Genomic DNA, 17,471 nt, shown 5'->3' with positions numbered 1-17,471 from the left:
TCTGAAGTACCCCTGAACTGGTTATTCTAAATGGAAAAGTTGAAAATTGATAAAACGGGAATCGTGAAGCTGCCGGGCCGTCTGGTTCAGGCGCTGGGGACGGAACCGCTGTGTCCGGTCTCTGGATCTTCGGAGCATGTTTTTCTTGCTCGCCCGGAGGCTAAGAACCCGGTCCTTTTTGCCGGTATTCTGGAAGCGGGAGCCGTCGCTGATTTGCTCTCTTTCTTCAATATGTTTCGCAAGACTGGGCTGTTGAACATTGAACTTGAAGGCGGCCAGAAGTCCCTCTATTTCCAGCAGGGGGAAATTGTTTTTGCGACCAGTACCTTTACCAGTGAGGATATCGGCGAAGTCCTGTTTTCGCTGGGCAAAATTGAGCGCGACACCCTGAACCTGGTGCGCTCCCAGGTCACGGAGCATCAGACCCTGGGCAAGCTGCTGGTCGAACAGGCGGCGGTTTCGCCCAAGGACCTCTGGCTGGCCGCCCGCAGCCAGGTCGAGAACATCGTTTATGCCTTGTTTGCAGCAGGTTGTGGCGGTTTCTCCTTCCAGGTACGGGCGATTGACCAGGAACAGATTTTGCGCCTGTCCATGAGTACCCAGAACCTGATCATGGAAGGGTTGCGCAGACAGGATGAAAAGGCCCTGTTCATGCGCAAGATTGTTTCTCTGGACAGTTTTCCCAAAGAGACCGGTCGGGAAGGGGTCGACCTGAGCCAGGGCGAGGCGCGCTTGTTGAGCGCGGCGCAGGCGGGGCAGCTGTCGGCCAAGGAGCTCTTCCGTCGGGTCGGTTTGCATGAGTTCGACGGGCTGCGTATTCTCTATGGCCTGATCGAGAAAAAGCTGTTGCGGATGGAAGACACCCCGGCAGTGGAAGTCGCTGGCGAACTCGGGGAAATTCTGGCGATCTATAATAAATTGTTTCAATCCCTTTTCAGCAGTGTCGACAGCAACGGATCCGGTTTTCTCGCAGAGATGAAAGAGTCTTTGCGCGAACTGCCACAGCCCTACTCCTTTGTCCTTCGGGATGTCGAGCTGTTGGCGGATGGGACCCTGGACGGACAGCGGATCGTCGGCAATCTGGTCGGGCTGGAAGAAGGGGACAGAGAAAAATTGCTGGCTGACTCACTCTGTGAAGTCGCCTATATGGAAACTATGCTGCTGCGCCGTGAACTGGCTGCAGATCAAGCCCGGCCGCTGATTTCAAAGGTTCAGGAAGTCACCGGCAAGGTGCGTCATCTGGTAGGGAGACACTGATTCATAATGACTGCTCGAGAAAAGCTCATATTTGCTCTTGATGTTGATGACTTCGAAACCGCTTGCCAATGGGTGGACCAACTGCACCGGGATGTCGGGTTGTTCAAAGTCGGCAAACAATTATTTACCCGCTGCGGGCCGGAGGTGGTCAGGATGATCAACACCCGGGGCTGTAAGGTGTTTCTTGACCTCAAATATCACGATATCCCGAACACCGTCGCCAAAGCCTCGGTGGAAGCCTGTCGGCTCGGAGTCGGCATGTTCAATGTGCACGCCCTCGGCGGTTCGGAGATGATGCGGCAAGCCGTTGCCGAGGTTAACGAGTACTGCCGGGCGGCAGGGGTTGTCCGGCCGATCATGTTGGCGGTGACGATCCTTACCTCATCTACTGAAGCAACTCTTCGCGAAATCGGGATTACCGACCCGGTTGAGGTGATGGTGCCACGCTTGGCCAAGCTGGCAAAGGAGGCGGGTTTTGACGGGGTTGTCGCCTCGCCGCGGGAAATTGAGCTGATCCGTGCCGCATGTGGTGCTGATTTCGCCATTGTAACTCCCGGGGTGCGGCCAGCAACTGCGGCCCTGGACGATCAAAAACGAGTCATGACCCCGGGCGCTGCCATTCAGGCCGGGGCGACGGCACTGGTGATCGGTCGACCGATTTCCGCTGCTGCGGACCCGCAAGCAGCCGCTGCAGCGATCCTCGCCGAAATCGAGGCGGCCCTGCCGGCTGAGTGTTGATGAGTGACCTGATCTACGGAATCAATCCGGTCCGCGAGGCCCTGCATGGCGGTAGTCGTTCCCCCCTCGAACTTATGGTCGTGCGCGAGAGTCGTAATGCCCGTCTTGAAGAGCTGATCACCCTGGCCCGCAGTTGCACTTTAAAGGTCACTTTCAGCGAGCGCCGACAACTCGACCAGTTGGCCGGGCATGCTCACCATCAGGGGGTTTTGCTGCGGGTGACCGCGTTTGCTTACCGGGATTTCGATGACCTGTTGAGCGCTTGGCGGGCCAGTGGACAACGGGCCTTCTTTCTGCTTCTCGACGGGATTACCGATCCACATAATTTTGGCGCCATTCTGCGTAGTGCCGAAATTGCCGGGTGCAGCGGGGTTGTCGTGGCCAAAGATCGGTCCTGTCCGGTGACCCCGGTGGTTGAGAAGACCGCAGCCGGAGCTCTGGCCCACTTGCCTCTCTGTCAGGTCACCAATTTGGCCCGGACTGTAGAGGAACTGAAAAAACATGCTATCTGGTGTTATGGATTGGCCGGCGAGGACACCGCGGAAGAAATCTATAAGACCGATCTGCGCGGCCATATTGCCATTGTGGTTGGCAGCGAGGGGAGTGGCTTGCGGCCGAATATCCGTAACCACTGCGACGGGTTGCTGGCCATTCCCATGAAGGGGTCGCTCTCCTCCCTGAATGCGTCGGTCGCAGCCGGGATCGCTTTGTTCGAGGTCGTCCGGCAGAACGATCATGCCTGAGGGCAGACGAGGGCGGAGCAGGCAAGGCAGTTGACAACTCGGCGCAGTTTGCTTAAAAAGAATGAACGAACATTCTTTCTCGGGAGGGCCAGGTGAAAAAACGGACAATAAATCCGGATGAGAAAATTGACAAGGTTATCGAAACTGCGCGGCGGCTATTTGTTGAAAAGGGCTACTGTGGGGTGTCGATTCCGACCATAGTCAAGGAGTCCGGGGTCAGCACTGGTGCTATCTACAGTTATTTTGCCGACAAAGAGGCTTTGGCCCGAGAGATTCATCGGCGGACGGTAGCGGAGTTCAGCGAGATGTTTCGAGATCGTCTGGAAGGTCGGACGTCCATCTATGAGGTTTTGAAAACTTTTACCAAGCTGATCTGCGAGTTAACGGAACAGCGACCGAATATGATGAAGTACATGCTGTTCATGCAGCATGGCGGAATTGTCTATAACCTCCCCCCTGTGTGTTCGACGGAGCCGTTTCGGCTTTTGCAGGAGCATCTTAAGCAGGCCATCGCGGCTGGAGAAATCCGGGTTAAGGATTTTATGATTGCCGGATTGTCCTATACCGGGGTGACGTTGCGCGCTGCGGAGTTGCGATTTGAAGGAGTCTTGCCGCAGCCGTTGCCGGAAATTTGCGATATTCTTGTGGAGATCGGCTGGCGGGCAATTTGTGTCTGAATATAAGGGGGTTGGCTACGCCTGTCGGAATTGCTGTTCTCCGGCTTTCAAAAGAAAAGATCAGTTCTGCTCAAAGAGGGCCTTTTCTGTGTTGACACTGCTATGCCGATGCTTTATAACACGGCGCTGTTGTTCGAAAAAAACAAACGGGAAAAACACAGTATTTTTTTTCCTTGCTTTTGCCGAATGGCTAGGTTATAAAGCCCGTCTTGTGCTGGCGTAGCTCAATAGGCAGAGCAACTGACTTGTAATCAGTAGGTTGGGGGTTCAATTCCTCTCGCCAGCTCCAGTTGCTTGAACGGGTTTGCCCGATACAATAGAATAGAAGCAAGTTCCCCTGGAGGGGTTCCCGAGCGGCCAAAGGGAGCAGACTGTAAATCTGCCGTCAGAGACTTCGGAGGTTCGAATCCTCCCCCCTCCACCATTAAAAGCTTGCCGGACAAAGCCCGGCTGCTGGATTTCAGGAGGCGGACGCCGTAAGTACTGGACCAGGGGCTGGTGGTTGAGTCTTAGACCACACAATTGAATAAGCGGTAGAGTTTGGGCGGGAGTAGCTCAGTTGGCTAGAGCATCAGCCTTCCAAGCTGAGGGTCGCGGGTTCGAGTCCCGTTTCCCGCTCCATTTACCTCTCCGTCAGAAAAGAATGTATGCCCACATAGCTCAGTCGGTAGAGCGCATCCTTGGTAAGGATGAGGTCACCAGTTCAAATCTGGTTGTGGGCTCCATTTTCTTTCTGCGGATTTTTGTGTTTCGTTTTTTTTGTGGGTTCTTTTACAGGTTTTGTAAACAACAATTTGTCGCTAAGCGAAAAAGTACTAAGTAGACGTAAAGACAACAGAGGGAGGTTCTACGATGTCCAAGGAAAAATTTGAGAGGACAAAGCCGCACGTCAACATCGGGACCATCGGTCACGTTGACCACGGCAAGACCACGCTGACCGCAGCGATTACCACCGTGCTCGCAGAAAAGATGGGCCGCGGTGAAGTCAAGGCTTTCGATCAGATCGACAATGCACCGGAAGAGCGTGAGCGTGGTATCACCATTGCAACCGCCCACGTCGAATATGAGACCGAAAAGCGTCACTATGCACACGTTGACTGCCCGGGTCACGCCGACTATGTCAAGAACATGATCACCGGAGCTGCCCAGATGGACGGCGCTATTCTGGTGGTCTCGGCTGCTGACGGCCCGATGCCGCAGACCCGTGAGCACATCCTGCTCGCTCGTCAGGTTGGTGTTCCGGCCATGGTCGTGTTCCTGAACAAGGCCGACATGGTTGACGACGAAGAACTGCTTGAGCTGGTCGACATGGAAATCCGTGAGCTGCTGTCGAGCTATGATTTCCCAGGTGACGATATTCCGATCATTGCCGGGTCCGCTCTGGCCGCTCTGGAAGGTCGCGATGACGAGATCGGCAAGAACAAAGTTCTCGAACTGATGGACGCTGTTGACAGCTACATCCCCGAGCCGGAGCGTGCTGTTGACAAGCCGTTCCTGATGCCTGTTGAAGACGTCTTCTCCATCTCCGGTCGTGGTACTGTTGCCACCGGTCGGGTTGAGAGCGGCGTGGTCAAAGTTCAGGAAGAAGTCGAAATCGTCGGCATGAAAGCTACGACCAAAACGGTCGTGACCGGTGTCGAAATGTTCCGCAAGCTGCTGGATCAGGGTCAGGCCGGCGACAACGTCGGTATTCTGCTGCGTGGTGTCAAGCGTGAAGACATCGAGCGTGGTCAGGTTCTGGCTAAGCCGGGCAGCATCACCCCGCATACCAAGTTCAAAGCCGAGGCTTATATTCTGACCAAGGAAGAGGGTGGTCGTCATACCCCGTTCTTCAAAGGGTATCGTCCGCAGTTCTACTTCCGGACCACGGATGTGACCGGGATTGTCGAGCTTCCGGAAGGCACCGAAATGGTTATGCCTGGTGATAATATTGCAATGACGGTTGATCTGATCACCCCGATTGCAATGGACAAGGAACTGCGCTTTGCAATCCGCGAAGGCGGCCGTACTGTCGGCGCCGGCGTGGTCAGTGAAGTTATTGCGTAATCAGGTCTCTTAGTGAAAAGCTCCCTCCCGGTGCAAGCCGGGAGGGCTTTATGAGGTAAGCGTCATGCGTGACATTGTCACTCTTGCCTGCACCGAGTGCAAGCAGCGGAACTACACGACTACAAAGAATAAGAAAAATACTCCGGACAAGTTGGAGTTCAGTAAATATTGTCGCTTCTGTAAAAAACACACGCCGCACAAGGAAACCAAGTAACGACGTGTCTGGAAGTGGCCAAGGTTAACCATGTAGGCCAGTAGCTCTAACGGCTAGAGCACCGGACTCCAAATCCGGGTGTTGGGGGTTCGAATCCCTCCTGGCCTGCCAATCTTTGCGAATAACACCATTTATGGGGCCGATAGATCGATGATTGGAAAAGTTAACGAGTTTTTAGCCAACGTCAAAGCAGAGCTCAAGAAGGTCACTTGGCCGACGAAAAAAGATACCTACGCATCGACGACTGTCGTTATCGTACTGGTTTTGCTCTGTGCGGTCTTTCTCGGAGGTGTTGATATAGTTCTTTCGCGCCTGATCCGTCTGATCCTCGGCTGAGGAGGAAGAGTCTGTTGTTATGGCGATGAAATGGTACGGTGTTCATACCTATTCCGGGTATGAAAATAAAGTCAAGCTCAATCTCGAAGAGCGGATTCGCTCCATGGAGGTTGAGGACTTGTTTGAGGAAATTTTGATTCCCTCAGAAACCGTCGTCGAGATGCGTAAGGGGGAGCGCAAAACCTCCACCCGAAAATTTTTTCCGGGATATATCCTGGTCAAGATGGAGCTTAACGATGAGACCTGGCATGTCGTCACGGGCACTGCCAAGGTAACAGGTTTCGTTGGCGGCGGACAGAATCCGCCGGCTATTCCGGCGGAGGAAGTCGATAAGATTACCAACCGGATGGAAGAAGGGGTCGAGAAGCCCAAGCCCAAGGTTGAGTTTGAGGTTGGTGAAACGGTCAGGGTCGTTGATGGTCCTTTTCTCAATTTTACTGGTGTGGTTGAGGATGTTCGTCCAGATCGGGGCACGCTCAAGGTTATGGTCAGTATATTCGGTCGGGTGACACCGGTTGAATTGGAATTTATACAGGTCGAAAAAACCAGCTAGGCTGGAATGAACGTTTCGTTCGCTTAAGGAGTCAGTAATGGCCAAGAAAGTTACCGGACAGATTAAATTGCAGATCCCTGCCGGCCAGGCGAATCCATCGCCGCCGGTCGGCCCCGCGCTCGGTCAGCACGGGGTCAATATTATGGAATTCTGCAAGGCTTTTAATGCAAAAACCCAGGAGCAGGCAGGACTGATAATTCCCGTTGTGATCACTGTTTATGCTGATCGTTCCTTTTCTTTTATCACGAAAACTCCGCCAGCAGCGGTTCTGTTGTTGCGTGCAGCCAACCTGAAAAAGGGTTCCGGGGTTCCGAATAAAGACAAGGTCGGCAAGGTGACGGCAGACCAGGTGCTTGAGATTGCGCGTTTGAAAATGCCGGATCTCAATGCTTTCTCTGAGGAAGCAGCCGTGCGGATTATCGAGGGTACCGCCCGCAGCATGGGAATTGAAGTCGCCTGATTCGGCGTAAAAGTGGAGATAAAAGATGGCAACAGGTAAAAACATCAAAAACGCAAAAGCGGTGGTCGATCGTTCCCGTCTGTATGGGCTTGACGAGGCTCTCGAACTGCTTAAGAAAAGCGCCTTTGCGAAATTCGATGAAACGGTAGACGTGAGTGTCCGCCTTGGCGTCGACCCGCGTAAAGCAGACCAAATGGTCCGTGGTGCTGTTGTGCTCCCCAATGGATTGGGTAAATCAGTCCGTGTCCTGGTTTTTGCCAAAGGCGAAAAAGCTCAGGAAGCAGAAGCTGCCGGTGCTGATTTTGTCGGTGCTGAAGATCTTGCGGAAAAAATTCAGGGCGGCTGGTTTGATTTCGATACCGCAATCGCTTCACCGGATATGATGGGTGTTGTCGGTAAGATCGGTCGGGTCCTTGGGCCGCGTGGCTTGATGCCTAACCCGAAAGTTGGCACCGTGACCATGGATATTGCCCGTGCTGTCCAGGAAGCCAAATCCGGTAAAATCGAATACCGGGTAGAAAAAGCCGGGATCATTCATGCCCCGGTTGGGAAGGTTTCCTTTGAGGCAGATAAGCTGAAAGAAAATATTATCTCTTTGCTGGATGTGTTGGTCAAGGCCAAACCCTCCACCGCCAAAGGGACGTACCTGAGAAAAATCTCGTTGTCGAGTACAATGGGTGCGGGGATCACTCTTGATATTCCGCAGATTCAAGCTTTAATCAAGTAATTCGTTACTTGATCGATTTTTTTGCTCTAAGTCAAAGACAGCAGGCACACAACGTTTAATGGCGAAGCCACCTGCCGAGGCTCGAAGGGTGTATAGACGACTTGCTCGCTCTCTCCCTGACGTTGACTTGGGCGGGATATGATATCCCAAGATTCTAACGAAAGGAGGAGAGTATATGAACAGAACCGAAAAAGAACAGGTTGTTCAGGAGTTGGCACAACGGCTGGCCGATATTCCTGCTGCTTTTCTGGCAGATTATCGCGGTATTAACGTTGAGCAGGCAACTAATCTCCGGCGTGAACTGACCAAAGCCGGTGTTGAGTATCGGGTTGTTAAAAACAAACTGCTGAAGCTGGCAGCCCAAGGTACTCCGGCTGAAGAACTGCAGGCTTTTTGTGCAGGGCCTACCGCAATTGCGCTGGCTGGCGATGATCCGGTTGCTCCGGCAAAGATTCTCAGTAAGTTCGCCAAGGACGTCGAAGCCTTTGAATTGAAGGCTGGTGTGCTGAGCGGTAAACTGATCAGTGTTGCCGAGATCAATGCTTTGGCTGAACTGCCGAGCCGCGAAGAGCTGTTGGCTAAAGCTCTTAGCTGCATGAATGCACCATTGACCAACTTTGTCGGTACCATGGCTGCTATTCCGCGCAGTTTGGTTCAGGTTTTGAATGCCATTGGGCAATCTAAAGCTGCTTAATTAATTTAACCAATAGAAATAATTCGAAATATATCGGAGGAAAAAATGGCAGAAATTACTAAAGAGCAAGTTGTTGAGTTTCTTGAAAAAATGACCGTGCTGGAAATGTCGGAATTTGTTAAGGAACTGGAAGAAAAATTCGGCGTCTCCGCTGCTGCACCGGTTGCCGTTGCTGCCGGCCCCGCCGCTGGCGCTGCTGAAGCAGCTGAAGAAAAGGATGAGTTTGATGTTATCCTTGCCAGCGTTGGTGACAAAAAAATCAACGTTATTAAGGTTGTTCGTGCGATTACCGGTCTTGGCCTCAAAGAAGCCAAAGAGATGGTGGATGGTGCTCCGAGCACCGTCAAGGAAGCTGCTTCCAAAGCCGAAGCCGAGGACATCAAAAAGCAGCTTGAAGAAGCTGGCGCTGGTGTGGAGCTGAAATAGCGGCCCTAGCCAATAGCAGGTTACTAGCCAAGGTCACCTTGTGTGGCCTTGGCTATTCTCGTTGACAGCTCAGGTCTTGACTCCTGGGCGGACTTTTTACTGCAGGACCAGGCGCTGGAGATTGTCTTCAGTGCCGGTAGGTGTTGAGCGCTGGATCACAGTCATTTTCGTCGGTCGCGTTCGTAGAGCCTACATGAGTGGTGTCGTGTTTGCCAGGGCCTGTTAGCCGGGCCACGATCCTGACCCAAAGGAGAAACCATGGCGTATTCGTTTGCGAATAATCCGCTCCTCAGGAAGCACTTCGCAAAGGTTTCGAATATCATTGATATTCCTAACCTCATAGATATTCAGAAAACTTCTTATAAAAGATTTTTACAGGCTGAAACTCCTGTTTCGGAGCGTAAACAGAGCGGACTTGAGGCGGTTTTTCGTTCTGTTTTCCCGATTCGCGATTTCAGTGATACCTGCTCCATGGAGTATGTATCATACGGATTGGGGACTCCTAAATATGATGTAGAAGAATGCCATCAGCGTGGCATGACCTATGCTGCTCCAATTAAGGTTAAGGTGCGGCTGGTGACCTGGGATGTGGATAAAGATTCCGGGGCGCAGTCCATTCGCGACATCAAAGAGCAGGAAGTCTACTTCGGTGAGATTCCACTGATGACCGAAAACGGTACCTTTATCATTAACGGTACGGAGCGGGTCATCGTCAGCCAGCTGCATCGTTCTCCTGGGGTTTTCTTCTCGCACGATAAAGGGAAGACCCACTCCAGCGGCAAGGTTCTTTATAATGCGCGGATAATCCCTTACCGCGGTTCTTGGCTTGATTTTGATTTTGATCACAAGGACCTGCTCTGGGTGCGAATCGATCGGCGCCGGAAATTGCCTGCAACAGTACTGCTGAAAGCTCTCGGCTACACGACCGAAGAGCTTCTGAAGTATTATTACGATGTCGAAGAGATCTGCTGGGACGGGCAGGGGTATTCCAAAAAGGTTAACCTGGATCTGCTCGCAGGCCAGCGTGCCACCGCGGACGTGCTTGACGATGGTGGTGAAGTGATCGTCAAGGCGAACCGTAAATTTACCCGGGCGGCGATCCGTAAATTGAAAGAGATCGGCTTGGAGACCATTCCGGTCCTGGCTGAGGGGCTGGTCGGACAGGTCGTGGCGACAGATATCGTCGACGAAACCACCGGCGAAGTCATTCTTGAGTGTAACGCTGAGCTGACCGAAGGAAAACTCGAAGAGTTTAAAGAGAAGGGGATCAATGAATTCCCCATCCTGTTCATCGACCACCTGTATGTCGGCTCTTATTTGAGCGATACCCTGAGAGGGGACAAGGTCGAAACCGCGGAAGATGCGATTATCGAGATTTTCCGGCGGCTGCGGCCCGGCGATCCGCCGACCATCAAAACCGCTAACAGTTTGTTTGAGAGCCTGTTTTTCAGTGAGGATCGTTATGATATCTCGGCGGTTGGCCGGCTCAAACTGAATCACAAGCTTGGTGTTGACAGCCCGATTGAGCAATCGACCCTGACCAAAGAAGATATTCTTCAGGTCGTTCGTTATTTGATCGACTTGAGAAACGGTAAAGGCGGCATCGATGATATCGATCACCTTGGCAACCGTCGGGTTCGTGCTGTCGGCGAGCTGCTCGAAAACCAGTACCGGGTCGGTTTGGTCAGAATGGAGCGGGCCATCAAGGAACGCATGAGCCTGCAGGATGTCGACAGCCTGATGCCCCATGACCTGATCAATTCCAAACCGGTTTCCGCGGTGGTCAAGGAATTTTTCGGCTCCTCGCAGCTGTCGCAATTCATGGACCAGACCAATCCGCTTTCCGAGGTCACTCATAAACGGCGTCTGTCCGCCCTGGGACCTGGCGGTCTGACTCGTGAGCGTGCTGGTTTCGAGGTGCGTGACGTCCATCCGACCCACTATGGCCGGGTGTGTCCGATCGAAACCCCGGAAGGCCCGAACATCGGCCTCATCGCCTCCCTCTCGACCTATGCCCGGATTAACGAGTACGGCTTTGTCGAAACACCTTACCGGATCGTCCGGGACGGGCAGGTGACCAACGAGATCAAATATTTCTCCGCTCTGGAAGAGGAAGGACACGCCATCGCCCAGGCCAATGCGCCTATCGACGATAACGGGGTGTTCATCAATGAGCTGGTCAACGTCCGTAAAAACGGCGAATTCATGCTGTTGCCACCGGATCAGATCAATCTGATGGATGTTTCACCCAAGCAGATCGTGTCGGTTGCTGCGGCGTTGATTCCGTTTTTGGAGAACGATGATGCCAACCGTGCGCTGATGGGATCCAACATGCAGCGCCAGGCCGTGCCGTTGCTGCGGACCGATGCTCCGTTGGTGGGTACCGGGATGGAGCGGGTGGTTGCCCACGATTCCGGTAACTCGGTTGTCGCCCGCCATGACGGTGTCGTGGAAAGCGTGGATGCCGATCGGGTTGTTATCCAGATCTCCGAGAAGGAGATGGATGAAACTGGCACCGGGGTCGATATCTATAACTTGCTGAAGTTCAGTCGTTCGAACCAGAATACCTGCATCAACCAGAAACCGATCGTCAAGGTCGGGGATCGGGTCAAGCGCGGCGATGTCATTGCCGACGGCCCGTCCACCCAGTGGGGTGAGCTGGCGCTGGGACAGAATGTCCTGGTTGCGTTCATGCCCTGGCATGGTTACAACTTTGAAGATTCGATCCTGATTTCCGAGAAATTGGTGCAGGATGACCGCTATACCTCTATTCACATCGAAGAATTCGAATGTGTTGCCCGGGATACCAAGCTGGGTAAAGAGGAGATTACCGATGATATCCCTAATCTTGGTGAAGACGCACTGCGTGACCTGGATGAGTCGGGGATTATCCGGATTGGCGCCAGTGTCAAGCCTGGTGATATCCTGGTTGGGAAAATCACGCCCAAAGGTGAGACTCAGTTGTCGCCGGAAGAAAAACTACTGCGGGCGATTTTCGGTGAAAAAGCGGGTGATGTTCGTGACACCTCTTTGAGGGTTCCGCCAGGTGAAGAAGGGGTTGTTATCGGCGCCAGGGTCTTCTCTCGGAAAGGGTCTGACAAGGATGCCCGGACCGAGCAGATTGAGGCTCGTGAAATCGAAAAACTGCGCAAGGACCAGGATGACGAAATCCGCATCCTGCGCAAATCGACCCGCAACAAGATTCGTTCCCTCCTGGTCGGCACGACAGCAGCTGTTGCCCTGCTTGACGAGGATGGCGGTGAAATTCTTCCCGCTGGGAAAAAGATCACCGAGCAGGCCTTTGAAAAGGTGGCGTTCGGACAGATTCAGGATATCTCCGTTTCCGGGGCGCCTGAAGTGGAAGAAAAAATTGCCAACCTGCTCAATCGTCTCGCAGAGCGGGAGCAGATCATCACGGCTGTTTTTGAAGATAAAATCGATAAATGCAAGCGTGGCGACGATCTGCCACCGGGCGTTATCAAAATGGTCAAAGTTTATATCGCCATCAAGCGGAAGCTTCAAGTCGGTGATAAAATGGCCGGACGGCACGGGAACAAGGGTGTTCTTTCCCGCATTTTGCCGCAGGAAGACATGCCTTATATGGCCGACGGAACGCCGGTGGAAATCGTGCTGAATCCGCTCGGGGTTCCCTCGCGTATGAACGTTGGGCAGATTCTTGAAACCCATTTGGGACTCGCCGCCCGCGGTCTGGGCAATCAGATCCGGAAAGTGTTTGAAGAACAGTACAGTGTCGAAGCATTGAAGGGGCAAATCAAAACCGCTTATGGCGATGAGGAGCTTAACGGCTTTATCGACGGCCTTGAGGAAGAAGATCTTAAGGTCCTGGCCCGTCGCCTGATGCATGGCGTGCCGATGGCTTCACCTGTCTTTGAGGGGGTCAACGAAGACCAGATCAAGTCCGAGTTGGACCGTTCCGGGTTCAGCACCAGCGGACAGATGACCTTGTACGATGGTAAAACCGGTAATGCTTTCAAGGAAAAAGTTACCGTCGGCATCATGTACATGCTGAAACTGCACCACTTGGTTGATGATAAAATCCATGCCCGGTCCATCGGTCCCTACAGCCTTGTTACCCAGCAGCCGCTTGGTGGTAAAGCACAGTTCGGCGGCCAGCGTCTGGGTGAGATGGAGGTCTGGGCAATGGAGGCTTACGGTGCAGCCCATGCGTTGCAGGAATTCCTGACCGTTAAGTCCGATGACGTTGCCGGACGAACCAGGATGTATGAGGCCATTGTTAAAGGGAAGCATACCCTTGAGGCGGGTCTGCCCGAGTCCTTCAATGTTTTGATTAAGGAATTGCAGGCGCTTTGCCTTGATGTTGATCTGCTGGAAGAGGACTAAGCTTTCCCCTTCCTGGCACTTGGTTAAGTTTTGTTGAAAAGCTGAACACTCATCCTACAAGGAGGATGCGTTTTGGAAGATATATTCAGTCTCTTTGAACGCCCGAAAGATCCGTTGAGTTTTAACTCTATCCAGCTTTCACTGGCGTCACCGGAGAAGATCCGGGAACGGTCCTTCGGCGAGGTTAAAAAGCCGGAGACCATTAATTACCGTACATTCAAACCGGAGCGGGATGGTTTGTTCTGCGCCAAAATCTTTGGTCCGACCAAGGATTATGAATGTAACTGTGGAAAATATAAAAGAATGAAGCACCGCGGCATTGTCTGCGAGAAGTGCGGTGTTGAAGTTATCCCCAGTAAGGTTCGCCGGGAGCGCCTCGGGCATATCGATCTTGCTTGCCCGGTCGCGCACATCTGGTTCCTGAAGTCTTTGCCTTCAAGAATCGGTGCATTGCTGGATATGACCCTCAAGGATCTCGAAAAGGTTCTCTATTTTGAAGCCTATGTGGTTCTTGATCCGGGTGAAACTTCCCTGGAGAAAGGGCAATTGCTGCCCGAGGACAAGTACAGCGAGGCCATGGACGAGTGGGCCGGACAGTTTGTTGCCGGGATGGGCGCTGAGGCGGTCCGTGAATTGTTGGCTGAACTCGATCTGGAAGGGGTTGGCGAGCAACTGCGGATCGAAATGAAAGAAGCGACCAGCGAAGCCAAGAAGAAAAAGGTTTCCAAACGGCTCAAGGTTATCAACGCGTTTCGGCAAAGCGGTAATCGCCCAGAATGGATGATACTCGAAACCATTCCGGTCCTGCCGCCCGAACTGCGGCCGTTGGTGCCTCTTGATGGCGGTCGTTTCGCCACTTCCGACCTGAACGATCTGTATCGCCGGGTTATCAACCGGAATAATCGTCTCAAGCGGTTGATGGAGCTGCGTGCGCCGGAAGTTATCATTCGTAATGAAAAACGGATGCTGCAGGAGTCGGTTGATGCCCTGTTCGATAATGGCCGGCGTGGTCGCGCCATTACCGGGCCGAGCAAACGGCCTCTGAAGTCTCTTTCCGATATGCTTAAAGGGAAGGGCGGTCGTTTCCGGCAGAACCTGCTCGGTAAGCGGGTCGATTATTCGGGTCGTTCGGTTATTGTCGTCGGTCCGGAATTGAAACTGCACCAGTGTGGGTTGCCCAAGAAAATGGCTCTCGAACTGTTCAAACCATTCATCTATCAGAAGCTTGAGGAGAAAGGTTTCTCGACAACCGTCAAGAGCGCCAAGAAGATGGTTGAAAAAGAGAAGTCCGAGGTCTGGGACGTCCTGGAAGAGGTCATCAAGGAGCACCCGGTCATGCTCAACCGGGCGCCGACTCTGCACCGCCTGGGTATTCAGGCCTTTGAACCGGTGCTGATCGAAGGTAAAGCTATTCAGCTGCACCCGCTGGTTTGTACCGCCTTCAACGCCGACTTTGACGGTGACCAGATGGCGGTGCATCTGCCGCTCTCCATTGAGAGCCAGATCGAAGCTCGGGTGTTGATGATGTCGACCAATAACATCCTCTCACCAGCCAGTGGTAAACCGATTATCGTGCCGTCGCAGGATATGGTTCTGGGTCTTTATTACATGACCCGTGAGCGTCCTTTCGTCAGCGGTACCGGGAAGATCTTTGCTTCACCTGCTGAAGTACGGATGGCCTTCGATGCTGAAGAAGCCGATCTGCAGGCCGCTATCAAGGTGCGCATGATTCAGGTTGCCGGTGGTGAAACCGAGTTGGTGGAAACCACGGTCGGACGGATTCTGCTGCGTGAGGTCGTGCCGGATACCATCCCCTTCAAGCATGTCAACAAAGTGATGGGTAAAAAACAGGTCGCCGATCTTATCGACGTCAGTTTCCGGCTCGCCGGCAACAAGGAGACCGTTATCCTGGCTGACAAGCTCAAGGAAACCGGTTTCCGCTATTCAAGTCTGGCCGGGGTTTCGATCTGTCTTGATGACATGGAGATCCCCGCTACCAAGGAAGAGCGGATCAAGGTTGCCGCTGATGAGGTGAAAGATATCCAGCAGCAGTACACTGAAGGTCTTATCACTGACGGTGAACGCTATAATAAGGTCATCGACATCTGGGCCAAGTGTACTGAAGATATCGCCGGTACCATGCTCGGCAATATCGCCGTCGATAAGATTAAATCAGCCGATGGCGAGGAGGTTGAGGTTTCCTCCTTCAATGCGATCCACATGATGGCTGACTCCGGTGCCCGGGGTAGCGCCCAGCAGATCAGGCAGCTGGCTGGTATGCGCGGGTTGATGGCCAAGCCTGACGGATCCATTATCGAAACGCCGATCACCGCCAACTTCCGTGAGGGGTTGACCGTTCTGCAGTACTTTATCTCGACCCACGGTGCGCGGAAAGGTCTGGCCGATACCGCGTTGAAAACCGCTAACTCCGGTTATCTGACCCGGCGGCTGGTGGATGTGGCGCAGGATGCCATCATTACCGAGCAGGATTGCGATACCCTTGATGGTATTGAGGTCTCCTCCCTGACTGAAGGGGGCGAGGTTATCGAGCGGTTAGGCGACCGGATTCTCGGTCGGGTTGCGCTGGACGATATCTTTGATCCGGTGACTGACGATCTGCTGGTGGAAGCCAATCAGCTGATCGATGAAGACCTGGTGACCAAAATCGAGGAAGCCGGGATTGAAAAGATCAAAATCCGCTCGGTGCTGACGTGTAAAAGCAAACGCGGCATCTGCGCCCTCTGTTATGGTCGAGATCTGGCCCGGGGGCACCTGGTCAATCTTGGGGAGGCGGTCGGCGTCATTGCTGCCCAGTCCATTGGTGAGCCGGGGACCCAGTTGACCATGCGGACCTTCCACATTGGTGGTACCGCTTCGCGGCGGGCTGAACAGACCGCTTTGGAAGCACGTTTTGACGGTACTCTTAAGTTCATCAACCTGACCACTGTCGACAATGTCGATGGTTTCCCGGTTGTCATGAATCGGAAAGGGGAGGTCGCGGTTGTCGATGAAACCGGCCGTGAACGGGAACGCTATTCCGTTGTCTATGGTGCACGGTTAACCCGGCAAGAAGGGGCTCCGGTCAGCGCTGGTGAGATGCTGGCGGAATGGGACCCCTATACGGTTCCAATCATCACCGAGGTCGGCGGGGTGGTTCATTTCGGTGATATCACCGAGGGTCTGACTATGGAGGAGCAGGTCGACGAAGTTACCGGTCTGTCACGGAAGGTCGTCACCGAAGCCAAGACCGCTGATAAACGGCCGCGGATTACCCTCAAAAATGAAGAGGGGAAAACGGTCAAACTGCCCAACGGTTCTCCGGCTCGCTATATGTTGCCGGTGGGAGCAAACATCTCGGTCGAAGAGGGTAGCGAGATTTATGCCGGGGCAATCCTGGCCAAAATCCCGCGTGAAACGACCAAGACCAAGGATATCACCGGTGGTCTGCCACGGGTTGCCGAGTTGTTCGAGGCGCGTAAACCCAAAGAGGTGGCGGTTATTTCGGAAATTGACGGTGTGGTTTCCTTTGGGAAAGATTCCAAAGGCAAGCGCAAGATCGTGGTAACCCCGGAAATCGGTGATCCGGTGGAATACCTGATCCCTAAAGGGAAGCATATCTCGGTGCATGAAGGTGACTACTTGCATGCCGGGGAAGAACTGGTGGATGGTTCAAGCAATCCACATGATATCCTCCGGGTTCTGGGCAGCAAGGAGCTCTCCAAGTATCTGGTCGATGAGGTGCAGGAGGTCTACCGTCTGCAGGGCGTCAAGATCAATGATAAGCATATTGAAACCATTGTCCGGCAGATGCTCAGACGGGTGCAGATACGAGAGGTCGGGGATACCAACTTCCTGACCGATGATCAGGTCGATCGCTGGATCTTCGAAGAGGAAAACGATCGGGTGCAGGCTGAAGATGGCCAGCCGGCTATCGGTGAACCGATTATGCTCGGGATTACCAAGGCGTCACTGTCGACCGAGTCGTTCATCTCCGCCGCATCCTTCCAGGAGACCACCAAGGTGCTCACCCAGGCGGCCATTCAAGGGAAGGTCGATTCCCTGCGTGGGCTTAAAGAAAACGTCATTATGGGGCGTTTGATTCCTGCAGGAACCGGAGTCGCAAAATATCGTGCAGTTGAATTGAAAATACCTGAACCAGAGGTTAAAATGGAAGATCCGCTCGAGATTGATGAGTCGGATACAGAGATGCCGGAAGAGATAGATTGAATGGTTTTGAA

Annotated in this window: 14 protein-coding genes and 5 tRNA genes; all 19 read left to right on the top strand. The window is 53.3% G+C overall.

Features of this window, described 5'->3' with window-relative positions; genetic code table 11:
* Positions 1-30: 30 nt before the first annotated feature.
* The 19 genes from N909_RS23560 to rpoC all read left to right on the top strand — a co-directional run bounded on the left by N909_RS23560 (position 31) and on the right by rpoC (position 17,460).
* Positions 31-1,257 carry a DUF4388 domain-containing protein gene (locus tag N909_RS23560; RefSeq protein WP_036682822.1) on the top strand — a complete coding sequence of 409 codons (1,227 nt, stop codon included), beginning with the start codon at positions 31-33 and terminating at the stop codon, positions 1,255-1,257.
* A gap of 6 nt (positions 1,258-1,263) precedes the next feature.
* Complete coding sequence (pyrF, locus tag N909_RS0103105; RefSeq protein WP_029911217.1) at positions 1,264-1,995, top strand: orotidine-5'-phosphate decarboxylase; 732 nt, start codon at positions 1,264-1,266, stop codon at positions 1,993-1,995.
* Entirely contained in the window at positions 1,995-2,738 is a 744-nt protein-coding gene (gene rlmB / locus N909_RS0103100; protein ID WP_029911215.1) for a 23S rRNA (guanosine(2251)-2'-O)-methyltransferase RlmB, read from the top strand. Before pyrF ends, rlmB begins: the two co-directional genes overlap by 1 nt.
* Positions 2,739-2,830: 92 nt before the next feature.
* The gene (locus N909_RS0103095; protein WP_051689477.1) at positions 2,831-3,415 is read left to right on the top strand and encodes a TetR/AcrR family transcriptional regulator; all 585 of its coding nucleotides are present in this window, start codon (positions 2,831-2,833) and stop codon (positions 3,413-3,415) included.
* A gap of 213 nt (positions 3,416-3,628) precedes the next feature.
* Positions 3,629-3,704: transfer RNA gene (locus tag N909_RS0103090), tRNA-Thr, on the top strand.
* 50 nt (positions 3,705-3,754) lie between these two features.
* A tRNA-Tyr gene (locus tag N909_RS0103085) sits at positions 3,755-3,839 on the top strand.
* 120 nt (positions 3,840-3,959) lie between these two features.
* A tRNA-Gly gene (locus N909_RS0103080) sits at positions 3,960-4,036 on the top strand.
* Between the two features lie 28 nt (positions 4,037-4,064).
* Positions 4,065-4,140 (top strand) — tRNA-Thr (locus tag N909_RS0103075).
* 127 nt (positions 4,141-4,267) lie between these two features.
* Complete coding sequence (gene tuf / locus N909_RS0103070) at positions 4,268-5,461, top strand: elongation factor Tu (RefSeq protein WP_029911209.1); 1,194 nt, start codon at positions 4,268-4,270, stop codon at positions 5,459-5,461.
* Positions 5,462-5,525: 64 nt separating this feature from the next.
* Positions 5,526-5,675, top strand: a complete 150-nt coding sequence (rpmG, locus tag N909_RS25160) for a 50S ribosomal protein L33 (protein WP_084167401.1) — start codon at positions 5,526-5,528, stop codon at positions 5,673-5,675.
* A 34-nt stretch (positions 5,676-5,709) separates the two neighbouring features.
* Positions 5,710-5,786: transfer RNA gene (locus N909_RS0103065), tRNA-Trp, on the top strand.
* Positions 5,787-5,825: 39 nt separating this feature from the next.
* Entirely contained in the window at positions 5,826-6,011 is a 186-nt protein-coding gene (secE, locus tag N909_RS0103060; RefSeq protein WP_029911207.1) for a preprotein translocase subunit SecE, read from the top strand.
* Between the two features lie 19 nt (positions 6,012-6,030).
* A complete protein-coding gene (gene nusG, locus N909_RS0103055; protein ID WP_029911204.1) occupies positions 6,031-6,564 on the top strand; it encodes a transcription termination/antitermination protein NusG in 534 nt (177 codons plus the stop codon).
* Between the two features lie 37 nt (positions 6,565-6,601).
* Positions 6,602-7,024, top strand: coding sequence for a 50S ribosomal protein L11 (gene rplK, locus N909_RS0103050; protein ID WP_029911201.1), 423 nt, complete (start codon positions 6,602-6,604; stop codon positions 7,022-7,024).
* 25 nt (positions 7,025-7,049) lie between these two features.
* The gene (gene rplA / locus N909_RS0103045) at positions 7,050-7,751 is read left to right on the top strand and encodes a 50S ribosomal protein L1 (protein WP_029911198.1); all 702 of its coding nucleotides are present in this window, start codon (positions 7,050-7,052) and stop codon (positions 7,749-7,751) included.
* A gap of 175 nt (positions 7,752-7,926) precedes the next feature.
* Positions 7,927-8,445: a 50S ribosomal protein L10 gene (rplJ, locus tag N909_RS0103040; RefSeq protein WP_029911195.1), complete on the top strand. Its 519-nt coding sequence runs from the start codon at positions 7,927-7,929 to the stop codon at positions 8,443-8,445.
* 45 nt (positions 8,446-8,490) lie between these two features.
* On the top strand, positions 8,491-8,871 hold the full coding sequence (gene rplL, locus N909_RS0103035) for a 50S ribosomal protein L7/L12 (protein WP_029911193.1): 381 nt from the start codon (positions 8,491-8,493) through the stop codon (positions 8,869-8,871).
* Between the two features lie 258 nt (positions 8,872-9,129).
* Positions 9,130-13,233: a DNA-directed RNA polymerase subunit beta gene (gene rpoB, locus N909_RS0103030; protein WP_029911190.1), complete on the top strand. Its 4,104-nt coding sequence runs from the start codon at positions 9,130-9,132 to the stop codon at positions 13,231-13,233.
* 72 nt (positions 13,234-13,305) lie between these two features.
* The gene (gene rpoC, locus N909_RS0103025; protein ID WP_029911187.1) at positions 13,306-17,460 is read left to right on the top strand and encodes a DNA-directed RNA polymerase subunit beta'; all 4,155 of its coding nucleotides are present in this window, start codon (positions 13,306-13,308) and stop codon (positions 17,458-17,460) included.
* Positions 17,461-17,471 lie beyond the last annotated feature (11 nt).

Origin of the sequence: Pelobacter seleniigenes DSM 18267 (assembly GCF_000711225.1) — a bacterium.
Lineage (GTDB): Bacteria > Desulfobacterota > Desulfuromonadia > Desulfuromonadales > Geopsychrobacteraceae > Seleniibacterium > Seleniibacterium seleniigenes.
Note: the sequence above shows the minus strand (reverse complement) of the source record. Positions and strands in the feature narration are given on the sequence as shown.